At 43.4% G+C, this 16,499-nt stretch carries 16 protein-coding genes; 1 reads left to right on the plus strand and 15 read right to left on the minus strand.

Translation table 11 applies throughout. The features are described 5' to 3' along the window. Nucleotides 1–210: 210 nt before the first annotated feature. The 15 genes from QNH20_RS25960 to QNH20_RS26030 form a co-directional block, all read right to left on the minus strand. Nucleotides 211–771: a manganese efflux pump MntP gene (locus tag QNH20_RS25960; protein WP_283920791.1), complete on the minus strand. Its 561-nt coding sequence runs from the start codon at nt 769–771 to the stop codon at nt 211–213. Between the two features lie 229 nt (nt 772–1,000). Then, complete coding sequence (locus QNH20_RS25965) at nt 1,001–2,044, minus strand: L-threonylcarbamoyladenylate synthase (RefSeq protein WP_283920792.1); 1,044 nt, start codon at nt 2,042–2,044, stop codon at nt 1,001–1,003. Nucleotides 2,045–2,229: 185 nt separating this feature from the next. Next, nucleotides 2,230–2,676 (minus strand): GNAT family N-acetyltransferase, encoded by a 447-nt coding sequence (locus QNH20_RS25970; protein ID WP_283920793.1) that lies wholly within the window; start codon nt 2,674–2,676, stop codon nt 2,230–2,232. Nucleotides 2,677–3,118: 442 nt separating this feature from the next. Next, the gene (gene spoIIR / locus QNH20_RS25975; protein ID WP_283920794.1) at nt 3,119–4,072 is read right to left on the minus strand and encodes a stage II sporulation protein R; all 954 of its coding nucleotides are present in this window, start codon (nt 4,070–4,072) and stop codon (nt 3,119–3,121) included. Nucleotides 4,073–4,306: 234 nt separating this feature from the next. Further along, a complete protein-coding gene (gene prmC, locus QNH20_RS25980; protein ID WP_283920795.1) occupies nt 4,307–5,287 on the minus strand; it encodes a peptide chain release factor N(5)-glutamine methyltransferase in 981 nt (326 codons plus the stop codon). Continuing rightward, nucleotides 5,280–6,353, minus strand: a complete 1,074-nt coding sequence (gene prfA / locus QNH20_RS25985) for a peptide chain release factor 1 (protein ID WP_283920796.1) — start codon at nt 6,351–6,353, stop codon at nt 5,280–5,282. The genes prmC and prfA overlap by 8 nt, the downstream gene beginning before the upstream one ends. A 306-nt stretch (nt 6,354–6,659) precedes the next feature. After that, entirely contained in the window at nt 6,660–7,193 is a 534-nt protein-coding gene (locus QNH20_RS25990) for a hypothetical protein (protein WP_283920797.1), read from the minus strand. Nucleotides 7,194–7,491: 298 nt separating this feature from the next. Further along, entirely contained in the window at nt 7,492–8,088 is a 597-nt protein-coding gene (locus QNH20_RS25995; RefSeq protein ID WP_283920798.1) for a thymidine kinase, read from the minus strand. A 184-nt stretch (nt 8,089–8,272) separates the two neighbouring features. After that, nucleotides 8,273–8,485, minus strand: a complete 213-nt coding sequence (rpmE, locus tag QNH20_RS26000; RefSeq protein ID WP_149872389.1) for a 50S ribosomal protein L31 — start codon at nt 8,483–8,485, stop codon at nt 8,273–8,275. A 199-nt stretch (nt 8,486–8,684) separates the two neighbouring features. Continuing rightward, on the minus strand, nt 8,685–9,950 hold the full coding sequence (rho, locus tag QNH20_RS26005) for a transcription termination factor Rho (protein ID WP_283920799.1): 1,266 nt from the start codon (nt 9,948–9,950) through the stop codon (nt 8,685–8,687). A gap of 505 nt (nt 9,951–10,455) precedes the next feature. After that, the gene (glpX, locus tag QNH20_RS26010; RefSeq protein ID WP_283920800.1) at nt 10,456–11,418 is read right to left on the minus strand and encodes a class II fructose-bisphosphatase; all 963 of its coding nucleotides are present in this window, start codon (nt 11,416–11,418) and stop codon (nt 10,456–10,458) included. Between the two features lie 153 nt (nt 11,419–11,571). Beyond that, nucleotides 11,572–12,858 (minus strand): UDP-N-acetylglucosamine 1-carboxyvinyltransferase, encoded by a 1,287-nt coding sequence (locus QNH20_RS26015; RefSeq protein ID WP_283920801.1) that lies wholly within the window; start codon nt 12,856–12,858, stop codon nt 11,572–11,574. Nucleotides 12,859–13,136: 278 nt separating this feature from the next. Then, a complete protein-coding gene (gene fsa / locus QNH20_RS26020) occupies nt 13,137–13,805 on the minus strand; it encodes a fructose-6-phosphate aldolase (protein WP_283920802.1) in 669 nt (222 codons plus the stop codon). Between the two features lie 210 nt (nt 13,806–14,015). Further along, entirely contained in the window at nt 14,016–14,873 is an 858-nt protein-coding gene (locus tag QNH20_RS26025; protein ID WP_283920803.1) for a class II fructose-bisphosphate aldolase, read from the minus strand. 385 nt (nt 14,874–15,258) lie between these two features. Then, nucleotides 15,259–15,630 carry a response regulator gene (locus tag QNH20_RS26030; RefSeq protein WP_283920804.1) on the minus strand — a complete coding sequence of 124 codons (372 nt, stop codon included), beginning with the start codon at nt 15,628–15,630 and terminating at the stop codon, nt 15,259–15,261. A 190-nt stretch (nt 15,631–15,820) separates the two neighbouring features. Here QNH20_RS26030 and QNH20_RS26035 point away from each other — a divergent pair, with 190 nt between their 5' ends. Further along, complete coding sequence (locus QNH20_RS26035; RefSeq protein WP_283920805.1) at nt 15,821–16,354, plus strand: DUF2529 domain-containing protein; 534 nt, start codon at nt 15,821–15,823, stop codon at nt 16,352–16,354. Nucleotides 16,355–16,499: the final 145 nt, after the last annotated feature.

The following is a 16,499-nucleotide window of genomic DNA, read 5'->3' on the forward strand; positions in this document are numbered from 1 at the left end:
AGCCTGTTATGGCTACGTTTATCTCCATTGAAGCTTCGGAAAAGAAATTGAGAAATTGCTATTAAAAAAATAAAATGCCTAATCTATAATTTCCGCTGCTTCCGATACCCCACCTTTTGCATTGTATGATTTTAACAGAATGACTTATGAAACATTCACCAATTTCTATTCTGTCATATTTAGGTAGGGTTTTTGATTTATTCTGAATAATTATCCCCAAAAAGGTGCGAGCAGCTTTAAGCCAAAGACCAGTAATATCGCTCCGCCAAGGGCCTCGCTATAGGTTCCGAGCCAGCTTTGCACCTTTCTTCCGAGCAGCAGTCCGACCCATGTTAGTACGGTTGCCACGATTCCAAAGCACAAAATCACCATAATAGTTTTTGCCCCATATATGCCTAAGGTTAGACCTACAGAAAAACTATCAAGACTCACACTTAAAGCAAACAACAATAAGCCGAATCCTACTGGTGTAATGACTTTTTCCTCGACCTTTTTCAAGGTTGACCAAACCATTTGCACTCCCAAAACGATGAGAAGCAAGCCACCAATAAACGTCGCAAATATCCCAAATTTTTCTGATAAAAATTTGCCTGCGATTAAGCCTACGAGCGGCATCCAGACATGGAATAAGCCAATAGTAATTCCTATATGAAATATTTTCTTCAGCCTCAGTCTGTACATTCCCATGCCAAGCCCGACCGAGAAGGCATCCATTCCCAGAGCAAATGCCATTATGACAAGTGTAATCACTTCTGTAACCATTCCGGACATCAATCTCCGCCTCCTTGGACTAACTAACCTAATCATATGCACGTCCAATTAGATTTAGAAGTCGACTGGCGAAATGGATATTGGTGCCTGATGTTGGTGCCTGACACCAATAACCACCTATCTATAATGAATAAATTGAAAAGGGTGCCTAACACCATTAATCATCTTTCTATAGTAGATAGCTGATAAACGGTGTCAGGCACCCATGAAAGGGATCCACCAATTAGCGTTATTCAATTATGAGTTTATTTCCCGCTGCTTTTTGCAGGCGGTTCATGATGGCGTATCCCACTCCAGTATTCGGAAAAATCTCGCTAAAGATAACGTCGACGTTTTCCTGATTAAACTTGCGTAATGTGTCATAAAGCGCGGTAGCAACCGTCTCAAGTTCTGCCCGTCTGCCACAGGCAAGCACAAGATCAGCTTTATAAAGAGGAGCATTCTCTTCAGTCGTCAACACTCCGACCTTGAGCCCTTCCGAACGCTTTTCTTCTACTAGACTCTGGAGAAACTCTGAGGTGCCTGACACCATAAATAACGGGGCATTCGGTGCGTAGTGGCGGTATTTCATTCCCGGAGCTTTAGGCCGGGCTGCTTCATCCGTTAAAGCGGCATCCACATGAACTTCCCCGACAGCGGCCTCGAGCTGCTCCTTTGTCACACCGCCTGGCCTTAAGATGACCGGGATCGTTTCAGTGCAATCGACGACTGTGGATTCAACGCCAACGCCAGTTGTACCTCCGTCAAGCACACCTGCAATTTTCCCATTTAAATCGTCCAATACATGTTCGGCGTTCGTTGGGCTCGGTTTGCCCGAACTGTTCGCACTTGGTGCCGCAATCGGCAAGCCGCAGGTTTTCAACAACGCCAGTGCCACCGGATGATCCGGCATGCGTACCGCAACCGTTGCGAGTCCTGCTGTTGCTTTTTCCGAAAGTACACCTTCTTTCTTTTTTAAAATAATCGTCAGCGGACCCGGCCAAAAAGCGTCCATTAAGGTTTTAGCTATCACAGGAACTCCATCAACAAATCTATTAAGCTGCTCCCGTTCCGCAATATGAATAATTAACGGATTATCCCCAGGCCGTCCTTTTGCATCGTAAATTTTCGCTACCGCTTCGTCACTTTCGGCATTGCCGCCAAGGCCGTAAACAGTCTCCGTTGGCAGGGCCACCACTTCATTTTTTCGTAGGAAATTTGCTGCATCCACAACTTGTGGATTATTTTCAAGATTATCCACATACTTATCCACTTTCCATACCTTTGTGTTCATTGTTATCCACCTTTATCCTCAATGAGTCTTTTATCGAAATATGGCGAATTTAGACGGAAAGACTCATATTTTTTCACTGAGTACGTTTGAAAGTATAAAAGAAGGTGGGGATAAAAACAAGGTTTATCCACAAATTGTGCATAAGTTATTTGAAAAAGTGGATAACTTTGTGGATATATCCACAATTATAAAGAAAATTTTAAAAATAACGAGTTATCCACATTTAAAACGTGTCGAATATGCTCTGAGTGGTAAAAGTCGCCGGGCAATTCCTCCCGGTCCATCCTTTGAAAGCCCATTAATTCAAAAAACGGTAAAGCCACGCTTTTATTAGTTGCCAAAAATAGGCTTTTCATCCCTCTTTCCTTTGCCAATTGCACCATTTGATCAAACAGAACGAAAATTTCCTTATCAGCTTGTCCAGTTGAAACCACGAGCGAGCGCAAGAGCCCATTTTCACCAAATGCCTCCAAGCCAAGCGTGCCTCGGAGCGTACCGTCCTCATTCTCTAGCAGCAGAAAATAGTCGACGGTTTCGTCTGTTAGGCCCTCTGTCCCAAGATTTGCCCTTGAAAGAAACTCTCGTAACCTGCCCAAATCCTGTTTATTAGCCTTGCGAATCAATGCCTCCATCCCATCCACCTCTTTTTAAGATTCTACTCTATTACTATGAAAAAATAGGAAAAATAGAACAAGTGAGTGCGCAAATCTATTAAAAAATCCAGTTCCCCCATAAAGGCATTTTTCAGTGAATTCCTCGTCTTTTACTAGATGAAAACCTTCGTTTATCTGTGAATTTCTCGTCTTTTACCCGAAGGTTAATCCTCGTTTTTCTGCGAATTTCTCGTCTTTTACCCGAAGGTTAATCCTCGTTTTTCTGCGAATTTCTCGTCTTTTACCTGAAGGATAATCCTCGTTTTTCTGCGTATATTTCGTCCTTTACCCGAAAAAAAATCCCCGTTTTTCAGAGATTTCAATCTCTCTAAGGCAAATTGACCAGTATTCTACTAAGGTTGCTGCTCTAATTTTATAAAGAAAATAGAAAAACCAGCCCCGATTTGGAACTGGTTGTTTATCAAAAAATTTTCTCCCACATTTCAACGACGAAAAACTTCACCTTCACTGGCTCTTCATCTTCAGCTGTGTACACAGGTGCAGTCTTCTTAGTTTGCTTCTTCGGCTTTTCCACTTCAGCATCTTTCACAGTCACTGCTTGTTTTTCTTTAACCGGACTTTTTTTGCTATTTTTACCATCTTCAATCTCTGCCTTTTCCTCATCTGGTGTAGCGGCTTCCTTTTCCAACGGCTTCACATCTTTTTTCATCAGCACTACATTCTCATTCACCGGGTCTACATCGTCATTCTCCAGCTCCACTTCTTCTTTTCCCGACGCCATTTCCTTATTCTCCAGTGCCGCTTCCATTTTCGCCTTCTCTACTTCAACCTCCGGCTCCGACACAGCTTCCTTCTTACTCACTGTTTTTGCCTTCGCCACCTGCTTTTCTTCTTCAAAACCCTCGCTCACCGCAACTCCATTTGAAAAATCAAGGAAGCATAATGGCGGGTATAGCACACACCACCAATTTGCTCCTTCCCCACTTCCCAATGTTATCAGGATGGCTTGATACTCTCCTGCCGGATATAAAAACTGGCCATATAATTTCGTTGGAAACTGAACTTTACCGAACTCGACCTTCACCGACTGATCCGACCCTTGTTCATGCACTACTTTTTCGGCAATCGCCTGAATTTCTGGAAGCCTCGCATTCATGATCTTTTTCGCTTCCTGCATTGAGGTTAAATCCTGCACCCAAAGGGTAATTTGCGCATTGACCTCATCACGTACCTTGCGTTTAATCGCTTGATCCTTTTCAAAGTCACTATTTGCCAGAATCCTGAGGCGAATCGCTTCCCCTGGAATAACAATCGATTCCTTTGCCGCCGCTTCCGTTTTTGGCATGTATAAACTCAACATCGTTCCCAATGATAACACCACTAAATAACCCCATACTACTAATTTACTTCTCATTTTTAAGCACCGTCCCTTCGCTATCTACATTGTGGACAAAATGCCAGAATCCTAAACTAGTAAATTTTAATATTTTTAGTAGAAAGTGAGATGATCAGTTAAAAACGAATTTGGTAACGACCAACATCTCGTACACAGCCTTCATTATGTTCATGTCTCGCACAACATTTTTTCCATGACCGGGGCTGAGAATTGAATCTAATAGGTTTTTAAAAAAGAAAAAAGCCTCGGGCGTTATACCCCGAAGCCAATTTCAGCAAATACCATGCGATCCTTGCCATTTATATCATTAACTATCTCTACTTTTACATCCGTGAATGCCTGTTGAAAAAGCTCCGCTACCGCTTCGCCCTGACCGGCTCCAATTTCAAAACATACGAGCGCGGCAGGTGCAAGCACCTGTGGCAGTTCGACCATAAAACGGCGATAAAAATCCAAGCCATCCTCACCAGCAAACAAAGCCCGGTGGGGCTCATGCTCTGTTACGACCTCGGACATCATTGTCTGGTCACCAAGCGGAATATACGGCGGATTAGAGATGACCACATCGAACGCCCCGCCGATAAATGGCTTTAATAAATCACCTTTCACAAATTCAATCTCAGCTTGATGTCGGCGGGCATTTTCCTTCGCTACCTTTAAAGATTCCTCGGCAATATCTGAAGCAAATACCGTCAGCGATGGCTCTTCAGTTTTAGTGCCTCTCACTTTTTCTACTACCTCCGCAGTGGTATTGGTGCCTGTCACCCTTTGCACTGCCTCTGTAGTAGTATTAGTGTCAGGCACCGTACTCGGTGACCATTCGAGTTGCATGCTAATGGCAATCGCTCCACTGCCTGTTCCGATATCAACAAGCTTGATTTTCCGTCCGCATCCATCGAAGATCCGCTTCATCCGTTTAAGCGCACCCTCCACGAGCTCCTCCGTCTCCGGCCTCGGGATCAGCACCTCTTCATTGACAATAAACGTCCGGCCGTAAAATTCCTCCGACCCGATGATATATTGCACCGGCACACCCTTTGCATGCTCGAATACTGCTCGCTCAAAATCTTTCCAAACAGCCGCAGGGAAATCATCTCGAACATTGGCAAACAACTGCGCCCGCGACCACCTGGTAAGGTGCCGCAACAGTAGCTCCGCCGCATGCTCTTCTCGATTCGCTTCCATTAATAAAGAAGAAGCCCATTTCAGAGCTTCAAATACTTTTTTACTCATTAGAGGCTTCTTCCAGTCTTCTCGCTTGGTCGTCGAGAATTAATGCATCAACGACTTCATCGAGCTTGCCTTCCAATACCTGATCCAGCTTTTGAATCGTCAAGCCGATTCGATGATCAGTCACTCGGTTTTGCGGGAAATTGTACGTCCGAATCCGCTCCGAACGGTCACCGGTACCAACAGCTGACTTACGCACTTGATCATATTCCGCCTGTGCTTCTTGCTGGAACTTATCATACACACGCGCACGTAAAACCTTCATCGCTTTGTCTTTGTTTTTATGCTGCGACTTCTCATCCTGACACGATACCACAATGCCTGTTGGAATGTGCGTCAACCTAACAGCTGACATCGTCGTATTAACGGACTGTCCGCCGGCGCCGCTAGAGGCAAACGCATCAAAACGGATATCCTTATCATGAATTTCAATTTCTACTTCTTCAGCTTCCGGCAAACACGCAACCGTCGCCGTAGACGTGTGAATCCGGCCGCCAGATTCGGTTTCCGGCACACGCTGCACACGGTGAGCCCCATTCTCATACTTTAATTTGGAGTATGCACCCGTACCATTAATCATAAAAATAATCTCTTTGAAGCCGCCAAGACCAGTCGGGTTCGCATCAATAACGTCCGTTTTCCAGCCTTGCGCCTCTGCATAGCGGCTGTACATACGGTAAAGTGTACCAGCAAAAAGTGCCGCCTCTTCCCCACCGGCTGCCCCGCGGATTTCAAAGATTACGTTCTTGTCATCATTCGGATCCTTTGGAATCAGAAGAATCTTCATGCGCGCCTCTAATTCCTCAATCTGCGCTTCCAACTCATTAACTTCTTCCTTCACCATTTCACGCATCTCAGCATCCAGCTTCTCATCGAGCATTGCCCTAGCATCCTGAAGCTGCTCGCGAGCCTCTTTATATTGGCGGTAAGTTTGTACTGTTTCTTGTATATCAGCTTGTTCTTTTGAATATTCACGAAGTTTTTTTGTATCATTAATAATTTCTGGGTCGCTTAAAAGTTCATTCAACTTTTCATAGCGATCCTCCACCGATTGTAGACGATCAAACACAGTCATTCACCTCTAGTTTTAGTCCATAACATTCTAATTATAGTATAGGTGAAAACCAGCGTCAAAACCAAATTACGGGAGAAATTTTTTGAAGGGTTATTTTAGAGGGTTTATTTTTTAATAATTTGCCTTGATGCCTCTCACAGAAAGAGGAAATGGATCCACAACATCATCTACTCCGGACAAAATCACATGACAGAATAGGGGGCGTTAGTTGAACTTCAACTCATTTTATAAAATTTGTTCATTTTTTGCGGCGCTCCGCTTCTTTCTTATAAAAAAACATGCCCTAAAAATCAGAGCATGTTACCGCCGATCTTCCTGCACCCGCACTTCAATATTGTATCTCGGTAAGGCCTGAACAAGTTTCCGATGAAGCCGTGCTTCTGCATCGACCCTTCCCCGATCTGAAAGCATACCTTTTTTATAAACAGACACCCACATCCGGTCGCCATTCACCCAGACAGAGTCGACCACAAACTCGTTCGTATCGGCAATGACCTTTTTGGCTTTATCGATATCGTTGCCCTGATTTCCAGCACCAGCCTCTCCGCCACTTCCCGTCCTATTTAGGTCAAGGAAGTTCGGATTTTGATTGGTAACATCATCCTCTACTAAATGCTGCTTGTTCTTACCACGTTCGCGGTTGGTCATATTATCTAGAGCATTTTGGTCATTCGTACGGTTCGATATATAATTTGGCGCAGTTCGGTCTTTACGCAGATCGTAAGCTTCCTCTTCAGCACCGCGATTACTTTGACATCCGCTTAAGGCAAACAACATAATCAGCGAAAGAAACATCCACTTTTTCAGCATATTTACACCTCCTATTACTATCATGCCCGACAGGAGGTCGACCTTGCCAAGAGAAATCTTTCCATGCCTTCGGTTATTGGGGAATTCCTCCGACTTTTCCTTTTTTCAGCAAACAGTTCTAGCATTCCGCCAAACTTTAAAATAATTCCGCCAAAACATAAAAATCCCGCCAAGCCCCATGAATCCCATTCCAACACAAAAAAACTGCCCAAGAAACCAACTCTCAGACAGTGTTTATATTATTAAAGGTGTCAGGCACCAATAACTGCTCTCGAACAGTGTTCATGTTCTTAATGGTGTCAGGCACCCTTTTCGAAGACACCTATCGGGCATTGACGGGTGTAGTTTTTGGGACTTCATGGTGATGGCGGCAACGCGGCTCGTAGGCCTCGGCTGCGCCGACCAATATGACTGGGTCGTGGTAGGATGCGGGACGACCATCAATAAGGCGCTGTGTCCGGCTTGATGGCGAGCCGCAAACCGTGCAGACTGCCTGAAGCTTCGTTACGGATTCAGCGATGGCCATCAACGCCGGCATTTGACCAAACGGCTCGCCGCGGAAATCCGTGTCGAGACCGGCACACACGACGCGATGGCCGCTGTCAGCCAGCTGCTGAACCACCCGGACAATCCCTTCATCAAAAAATTGAATCTCATCAATCGCAATAATATCCATATCTGCTTCAACATGATGCAAAATCTCAATCGAATGGGAAATTGGCGTCGCATGAAAAGAAGAACCATTATGTGAAACTACACATTGGTCACTATAGCGATTATCAATTTTTGGCTTAAACACAGCTATTTTTTGTTTCGCAAATTGAGCTCGTCTGACACGGCGAATCAATTCCTCGGATTTCCCAGAAAACATACTGCCGCAGATAACCTCAACCCATCCGCTTTGCTTCATTAAATACATAAAACGGCGTCTCCTTCCTTAAAACGAACCCTTAAAACGATCTTTTTTTATTATTAAACCGCTAATTACGTTTGCAGCAACGCTCAGCAGCCTTTAAGTATTTATATTATACCTCTATGTCAACATTGTATTTTTCTCAATAAAAAACAGGCAAGTCAAAGTCCTCTTGCCTGTTCCTCCGCAATTATTGTTGCTGTTGCTTAAGGCCGTATTTTTTGTTGAAACGGTCAACACGTCCGCCAGCTTCAGCGAATTTTTGACGACCAGTATAGAATGGATGACATTCTGAACAAGTTTCAACACGGATCTCTTTCTTAACAGAACCAGTTTCAAACGTGTTACCACATGCACATGTCACCGTAACTGTTTTATAATTTGGATGAATTCCTGCTTTCATTCTTTTCATCTCCTTCCGCCCTGAATCATTCGAAACAGAGTTATCTAAAGTGCTTGTCTAATCAAGCACTGAATTACTTAAAACACACTGCAATCATTATAACAAGGCCATCCTATTTTTGCAAGATGGGATTTGCTGGTCTCTTTTTTAAAAGGAATCTAGAATTGCGACTGAACTAGAGACAGTCTCTGTAATCAGCCTATGAACGTCTTGACTTCAATTCCTCGCCAAGCTGCGCGAAAAATTCTTCATTTGACTTCGTTTGCCGTAATTTTTTCAAGAAGCGTTCGGCAAATTCTGGAGAGTCAGACATGGACTTCCGAATCGCCCATAATTTATCCAAATGATCCTTCGGAATCAGCAATTCTTCCTTACGAGTTCCAGAACGGCGGATATCAAGCGCAGGGAAAATCCGGCGCTCAGCCAACTGACGGTCAAGATGCAGTTCCATGTTACCTGTCCCTTTAAATTCCTCATAAATAACATCGTCCATCCGGGATCCGGTATCAACCAACGCCGTTGCAAGGATCGTCAAGCTGCCGCCCTCCTCGATATTACGGGCGGCACCGAAGAAACGCTTTGGACGGTGGAAGGCTGCCGGGTCAATCCCCCCGGAAAGTGTCCGGCCGCTTGGCGGAATCACGAGGTTATACGCACGTGCAAGACGCGTAATACTATCCATCAAAATAACGACATCGCGTTTGTGCTCGACTAAGCGCATTGCCCGGTCAAGCACGAGCTCGGCCACTTTAATATGGTTTTCAGGCACCTCATCAAACGTGGAGCTAACGACATCACCAGCAACAGAACGCTCGATGTCAGTTACCTCTTCCGGACGCTCGTCGATGAGCAGCACGATTAACTCGACATCAGGGTGATTCGTCGTAATACTGTTGGCGATTTCTTTCAACAGCATCGTTTTACCTGCCTTAGGAGGAGCCACAATAAGACCCCTTTGTCCAAAACCGACCGGTGCCACTAAATCCATTATCCTTGTTGAAAGGTATTTTGGATTCGTCTCCAGCTTCATTTGTCTATTTGGATAAAGCGCTGTTAACGCCGGGAAATAGACGCGTTCTTTCGCAGATTCCGGATCTTCGCCGTTTACAGCTTCAACGTGCAGGAGTCCGTAATAACGTTCATTTTCTTTTGGAGGACGAACCTTACCGGAAACCTTGTCCCCATTACGAAGATCGAAACGACGGATTTGCGATGCTGAAATGTAAATATCCTCTGAACTTGGCGAATAGTTAATCGGCCGCAAGAATCCGAATCCTTCCGACTGGATAATTTCGAGGACACCTTCCATGAAGAAGTACCCTTGTTGTTCGGCACGAGATTTTAAAATCGCAAAAATTAATTCTTTTTTTGTTAATTTGCTGTAATAAGTCACTTTATATTCGCGTGCAAGCTCATAAAGTTCCTTTAGCTTCATATTTTCTAAACTTGAAATTGTTAAGTCCATTTGTACACCACACTTTAAAGTTTTTCCATCAAACCGCTTATTTTTTAGGCAGCGGGAGATTGTGAGTAAAAAATAAAAATTAAGAGATTAGAGGAATTGAAATGGAAGTAGAAAAGAAATGAATAGAATTGCAGATATTATACATACTAAAAACAATTACTATTTTACCCTCTGAACAAAAAATTAATCAACTACATTTATTTATTTCACCCGTTGGAAATTTTTTCTGGCGGGGGGGTTAATTCAACATCCTCTAGGAAGTAACCGGAGTTTCGGTGCCTGACACCATGTTTTCTAATTTGAGAATTGTCTAGCTTCAGCGCCTAGGGGCTCGGGGTCATAAGCCAATCAGTCAAGAAGGTTAAAGTGCAACCTTCTCGCCTGCTCGTCTTATGCCTGGCTACTATCGTTCGCATTAAGGAAGACTAATCTCTGGCTTCGCTACGCTTGCCAATCGATAAGTCTTCCTATATCGCCCCTGGGCAAGGCGCTTCCGCTTTTCTTATTATTTGATTACTAGATTTGGTTTTTTCTTTAGGCTGTGGCGGCCTTCGATGAAGCGGACCGTACCTGATTTGGCGCGCATGACCACGGAGTGTGTTGAGCCGTATGAGCCTTTGAATTGCACACCGCGTAAAAGTTCTCCGTCTGTAACACCTGTCGCTGCAAAAATAGCATCATCGCCTTTTACAAGGTCGTCCATCCTTAATACACGATTCACATCCAAGCCCATTTTGATGCAGCGTTCAAGTTCGGCATCACTTTGCGGTAATAGTTTCCCCATGATTTCCCCGCCGAGGCATTTGAGGGCAACGGCCGAAAGCACCCCCTCCGGCGCACCGCCTGAACCAAAGAGAATATCGACTCCGGTGTTATCGAAAGCTGTATTGATGGCGCCGGCGACATCGCCGTCGTTGATGAGTTTAATCCGTGCTCCGGCTTCCCGAAGCTGGGTAATGATATGTTCATGGCGCGGACGATTTAAGACGGTTGCTACAACATCCTCGATATCCTTGTTTTTCGCCTTCGCTACGGCTTTAAGGTTGTCTAAAACAGACGCATTAATATCGACACACCCAACTGCTTCAGGGCCAACAGCGATTTTTTCCATATACATATCCGGTGCATGCAGGAGGTTGCCATGATCGGCAACAGCAAGAACGGCTAAGGCATTCCAGCCGCCAGATGCTAAAATATTGGTGCCTTCAAGCGGGTCAACAGCAACATCAACACGCGGGCCATAGCCAGTACCAAGCTTTTCTCCAATATAGAGCATTGGTGCCTCATCCATTTCCCCTTCACCAATAACGACCGTTCCTTTCATCGGAACGGTGTCAAACACATCACGCATCGCAGAGGTTGCAGCACCGTCAGCTTCATCCTTCTTTCCGCGGCCCATCCAGCGAGCTGAAGCAAGGGCAGCCCCTTCTGTGACACGGACAAGTTCCATCGTTAAACTTCTTTCCATCAGTTTCCATCTCCCATTTTCACTTTTGCCTATCTAAGTAGAAATTACCATTTTTTCTTTTAGTAGTAATTTAGCAAATACGTAAGGTACGAAACCTTTCATAAAAAAGCATCAGTCCTTTTCGAGGAGCCTGCCTAAAATACCTCGAAAAAGTTATGTGTTTTTCAGGTGTTCTACTTCTTCCTTTGTCAGTGTTTCCCGCCAAACGGTCGCACCAAGGCCGTTTAATTTTTCAACGAGATTGCTGTAGCCGCGGTCAATATGCTCAAGTCCGGTGACTTCAGTAATTCCTTCGGCAATGAGACCGGCGATGACGAGTGCTGCGCCAGCCCTCAGGTCGCTTGCCTTCACTTTAGCACCATTGAGCTGCACAGGTCCGTTAATGATCGCGGAGCGTCCTTCAACCTTAATATTAGCATTCATTCTTCTTAGTTCATCAATATGTTTAAAACGGGCACCATAAATAGTATCGGTAACAACGCTAGAGCCTGTTGCTTTTGTTAAAAGAGTCGTAAATGGCTGCTGCAGATCGGTTGGGAATCCTGGATGCACGAGCGTTTTAATATCAACCGCTTTCAATTTTGAAGAGCCGTCAACAAACACCTGATCATCCCCAGATTCAATGTACACGCCCATCTCACGGAGCTTAGCAATCAGCGATTCTAAGTGCTGCGGAATCACATTATCGATCAATACCCCTTCACCAACAGCGGCACCTAAAATCATGTACGTCCCTGCTTCAATCCGGTCAGGAATAATCGTGTGACGGCAGCCGTGTAAAGTATCCACACCATCAATCCGTATCACATCGGTTCCAGCCCCTTTAATTTTTGCCCCCATGTTCGTTAACAGTGTGGCAACATCAATGATTTCCGGCTCTTTTGCGGCATTTTCTATAATGGTCCGTCCTTTTGCCCGTACCGCAGCAAGCATTATATTGATCGTCGCACCAACGCTGACAACGTCAAGGTAAATGCGGGCACCACGAAGTTCATCCGCACGCAAATAAATTGCACCTTGCTCGTTCGTTATTTGAGCGCCTAGTGCTTCGAAGCCTTTAATGTGCTGATCGATTGGCCTTGGTCCTAAATGGCAGCCGCCCGGCAGACCAATGACCGCCTTTTTAAAGCGTCCGAGCATAGCCCCCATTAAGTAATAGGACGCACGCAGCATCTTCACTTTACCGTTTGGCAGCGGCATGGAAATCATCGTCGAGGGATCAACCGTCATTTCATCTTCCGTGATCTTGACTTTGCCGCCGATTTCTTCAAGCAGGTCTTTCAAGATTTCCACGTCAGAAATATGTGGCAGCCCTTCGATAGTCACTGGAGATTCTGCTAAAATGGTTGCTGGAATTAAGGCGACCGCGCTATTTTTTGCGCCGCTGATGCGAACCGTTCCCTTTAACGGATATCCGCCCGCAATTTTAAGTTTTTCCATTTTCGACTCCCTTCTAAGCCCTATGTATGTCATGACTGATGAATGGAATAGGACTTAAATTTTTTTCGTAAGCACAAGTCTAAGGCTCGAAAGACTTATTTGACGACGTTTACGCTTTTTTAAAAGTCCTCTTGAATCAAACAAAGCTCTAGGTATATTTTTCCAACACTAAAAGCCAAATTCCGACAGCTTGTCTATTCTTTAGTTTACACGAAAATTCTATTTTCATGTATCCAAATTAAAAAAATTTGCACGAAAATGGAAAAAACGTGAAATTTTTAGGCGTTAGTGTGAGCATTCCAGTCTTTTAGGAAGCCTTCCATACCTTTATCGGTCAATGGATGCTTGGTTAGCTGTTCAATAACTTTGTAAGGAATGGTTGCAATGTGAGCACCTGCCATAGCTACACGTGTTACATGGTCTGGATGACGAACAGATGCAGCAATGATTTGGGCATCTAAGTTATGGATACGGAATAATTCTGCTATTTTCGCTACTAATAGTACACCATCTTCAGAAATATCATCTAAACGACCTAAGAATGGTGAAACATATGCTGCGCCTGCACGTGCTGCTAAAAGCGCTTGGTTAACCGTGAAGATTAGTGTTACATTGACTTTAACACCTTTTTTTGCAAGATAACGAGTAGTCTCTAAGCCTGCTACTGTCATTGGAACTTTGATGGTGACTTTTTCATCCCCGCCATTAATTTTGATTAGTTCTTCAGCTTCTGCGATCATCTGTTCAGCTGTTTCGGCATAAGGTGATACTTCTGCAGATACAGATTCAACTTCAGGTACTGCTTGTAAAATTTCCTCGATTCGATCCTCGAATTTCACACCTTCTTTAGCAACTAAAGAAGGGTTTGTTGTTACACCAGATAAAACTCCCATTTTATATGCCTTTTTAATATCAGCTAAATTTGCTGTATCAATAAAAAATTTCATGTTTTTCCCTCCAGATTTCGACTAAATTTTCAGTTTCTTATTTACACACTGAAACCGCCCTCTTGTTAAGGGCGGTTTTCATATTATCACAATTACAATGAAATTCCAAAAGGTGCCTGACACCTTTTTTGGAATAAATATCCAATTTTTAACATCGATTATTGTTCAGTGGCTGCCGAACAATGATAAATGGCGCTTTCGATTCTCTTATTACGCTTTGTTTGATGAACCGAATTCGCGCATTTTACCGATGACAGTTTCTTTGATGGCGTCGCGAGCTGGGCCTAAATATTTGCGTGGATCATATTCATTTGGTTTTGCTGCTAAAACTTCACGGACAGCCTTTGCAGAAGTAATTTGATTTTCTGTGTTTACATTGATTTTAGCTGTACCAAGGGAAATCGATTTTTGGATATCCTTTGTTGGGATTCCAGTACCGCCGTGAAGGACTAATGGTACACCGGTAAGGTTTCCGATTTCTTCCATTTCTTTGAAACCAAGTTTTGGTTCGCCTTTGTAAGGGCCATGAACAGAACCTAATGCTGGAGCAAGGCAGTCAATGCCAGTTTGTTTTACAAGCTCGACACATTCATTTGCATCTGCATACTTAATGCCATCAGCTACAACATCGTCCTCTTGTCCGCCAACAGTTCCGAGTTCCGCTTCAACGGAGACACCTTTAGCGTGAGCATACTCAACCACTTTTAAAGTTGTTTCAACATTTTCTTCAAATGGGTGGTGGGAAGCATCAATCATAACAGATGTGAAGCCGGCATCAATGGCTTCTTTACATTTGTCAAAGCTTGAACCGTGGTCAAGATGAATCGCCACAGGTACAGTAATTTTATAATCTTCTAATAATCCTTCTACCATTTTTACACAAGTTTTGAAACCGCCGATATAGCGGCCTGCACCTTCAGAAACACCAAGAATTACTGGTGATTTTTCTTCCTCGGCAGCTTGAAGAATTGCCTGGGTAAATTCTAAGTTATTAATGTTAAATTGCCCAACAGCGTAGCCTTCCGCCTTCGCTTTATTAAGCATGTCTTTCATAGATACTAAAGGCATTTCTCTTCCTCCTTATATTAGGTTGATATCATCTCGAAACAGGGTCTTCCATTAAAGGTTTTCCCTCTGATTTGACGTTTATGTATAAATCGAAAATGATATTCAGCCTGTAAAAAGTTCATATGTATCATAACAAAACAACGGAGGAAATTCCATTATTCAAACGCAGTTTTTTAAACTGTCACAATGAAAGCGTCCCCATTTTAAAATCGGCTTTTTAGGGATGAGTTTCGGAAATATTACTTGTCTTTTTTAAAAGAAAATACTGCTAATTTGGCTGGCTTTAAAAAAATATGCCGATTGTTGAAGTCTTTCAAACAATATTACGCTGACAAGTTAGAAATTTTTAATATAGATTACCACTCGAAAGCCTTAGCTTCCGGTGTTAATTCGCTTTTTGCGGAATATGTTTACGAACAGCTGCCCTGATATCATCAATGTCAAAAGGCTTTGCGAAATGGGTTATTGCACCAAGGTCTTTGGCTTCTTGAATCATATCCAATTCACCATAGGCAGTCATGATAATGACACGAATATCTGGGTCAATGACTTTCATTCGTTTTAAAATTTCAATTCCATCCATTCCCGGTATTTTCATATCAAGCAGAACAAGGTCGGGATCATGCTTTGTGACAATGTCCAGTGCCTGAATGCCATTCGCTGCCTGAAATGTTTGATACCCTTCTTTTTGAAATACCTCATTTAGCAAAATTCGAATGCCAAATTGATCGTCTACAATTAAAATTTTTTCTTTCATTAACTCCACCTCTTCCTTGATTTATTAATCAACTAAACCCCTATACATATCATTTGTAAATATTCTACTTAAAGGAGGAAAGTTCCTGCCTGTTTTTTGCTGCAACAGTGTTATTTTGTGGAAATAAGCAATTATTTTTTCCTATTTAGGAAAAAGTTTATAATAGTGATGGAGATAAGGAGGGTTTTTTATGTTAAAAATGTTTACTACCCAATTAACTGGCGTGTTTAAAAAAATAAATGAAAAAGAGGAATTTTCGTTTGAGGACGGGGCCCGTTTACTTGCCCAAGCTCCAGTTGGAGACGGGTCACTCTATATTTTTAGCACGAAGGAAATGAAGGCTGTCGAATATGAGGCACTAGAAGGTGCCGAGCCGTTTAAGGGGGCAAAGGTGCTGACATCGGCAGGTGTAGACGAACTTAGCGGATCCGATCGCGTGCTGATTTTTACTCGCACCTCAGTTGATAAGGACGCATTAGCTCTGGCGGTGCAGCTCCGAGAAAAAGGGGTTCCATTCGTTGCTGTTTCTACGGTGATGGAGCCTGATGCAGACGATGATTTTGTGGAATTGGCTGATGTTCATATCGATTTACGGCTGACAAAAGGCTTACTACCCGATGATTTTGGAAACCGTTATGGTTATCCGTCCTCGATGGCGGCATTATTCGTTTATTATGGCCTGAAATTAATAATTGATGAGATGTTAGCGGAATATGAGGAGTAAAACGGCCCTGTAAATGGGTCCTTTTTTTTCTAAAGCTAATTTTTTGTTTATGGTTGATTTTTCCGATGCTTTGGCCCATTTTCCAACAATTATCTTATATACATTTATAACCATTATTACCACAAAAAAGACCAATCCCCCGCAA

This window comes from Neobacillus sp. WH10 (assembly GCF_030123405.1).
Lineage (GTDB): Bacteria > Bacillota > Bacilli > Bacillales > Cytobacillaceae > Neobacillus.

Bases quoted from the DNA above. Each gene is read 5' to 3' on its own strand.
- QNH20_RS25960 (WP_283920791.1), bottom strand. From the start codon at position 771: ATGTCCGGAATGGTTACAGAAGTGATTACACTTGTCATAATGGCATTT.
- QNH20_RS25965 (WP_283920792.1), bottom strand. From the start codon at position 2,044: ATGAACACAAAGGTATGGAAAGTGGATAAGTATGTGGATAATCTTGAA.
- QNH20_RS25970 (WP_283920793.1), bottom strand. From the start codon at position 2,676: ATGGAGGCATTGATTCGCAAGGCTAATAAACAGGATTTGGGCAGGTTA.
- spoIIR (WP_283920794.1), bottom strand. From the start codon at position 4,072: ATGAGAAGTAAATTAGTAGTATGGGGTTATTTAGTGGTGTTATCATTG.
- prmC (WP_283920795.1), bottom strand. From the start codon at position 5,287: ATGAGTAAAAAAGTATTTGAAGCTCTGAAATGGGCTTCTTCTTTATTA.
- QNH20_RS25990 (WP_283920797.1), bottom strand. From the start codon at position 7,193: ATGATAGTAATAGGAGGTGTAAATATGCTGAAAAAGTGGATGTTTCTT.
- QNH20_RS25995 (WP_283920798.1), bottom strand. From the start codon at position 8,088: ATGTATTTAATGAAGCAAAGCGGATGGGTTGAGGTTATCTGCGGCAGT.
- rpmE (WP_149872389.1), bottom strand. From the start codon at position 8,485: ATGAAAGCAGGAATTCATCCAAATTATAAAACAGTTACGGTGACATGT.
- rho (WP_283920799.1), bottom strand. From the start codon at position 9,950: ATGGACTTAACAATTTCAAGTTTAGAAAATATGAAGCTAAAGGAACTT.
- glpX (WP_283920800.1), bottom strand. From the start codon at position 11,418: ATGGAAAGAAGTTTAACGATGGAACTTGTCCGTGTCACAGAAGGGGCT.
- QNH20_RS26015 (WP_283920801.1), bottom strand. From the start codon at position 12,858: ATGGAAAAACTTAAAATTGCGGGCGGATATCCGTTAAAGGGAACGGTT.
- fsa (WP_283920802.1), bottom strand. From the start codon at position 13,805: ATGAAATTTTTTATTGATACAGCAAATTTAGCTGATATTAAAAAGGCA.
- QNH20_RS26025 (WP_283920803.1), bottom strand. From the start codon at position 14,873: ATGCCTTTAGTATCTATGAAAGACATGCTTAATAAAGCGAAGGCGGAA.
- QNH20_RS26030 (WP_283920804.1), bottom strand. From the start codon at position 15,630: ATGAAAGAAAAAATTTTAATTGTAGACGATCAATTTGGCATTCGAATT.
- QNH20_RS26035 (WP_283920805.1), top strand. From the start codon at position 15,821: ATGTTAAAAATGTTTACTACCCAATTAACTGGCGTGTTTAAAAAAATA.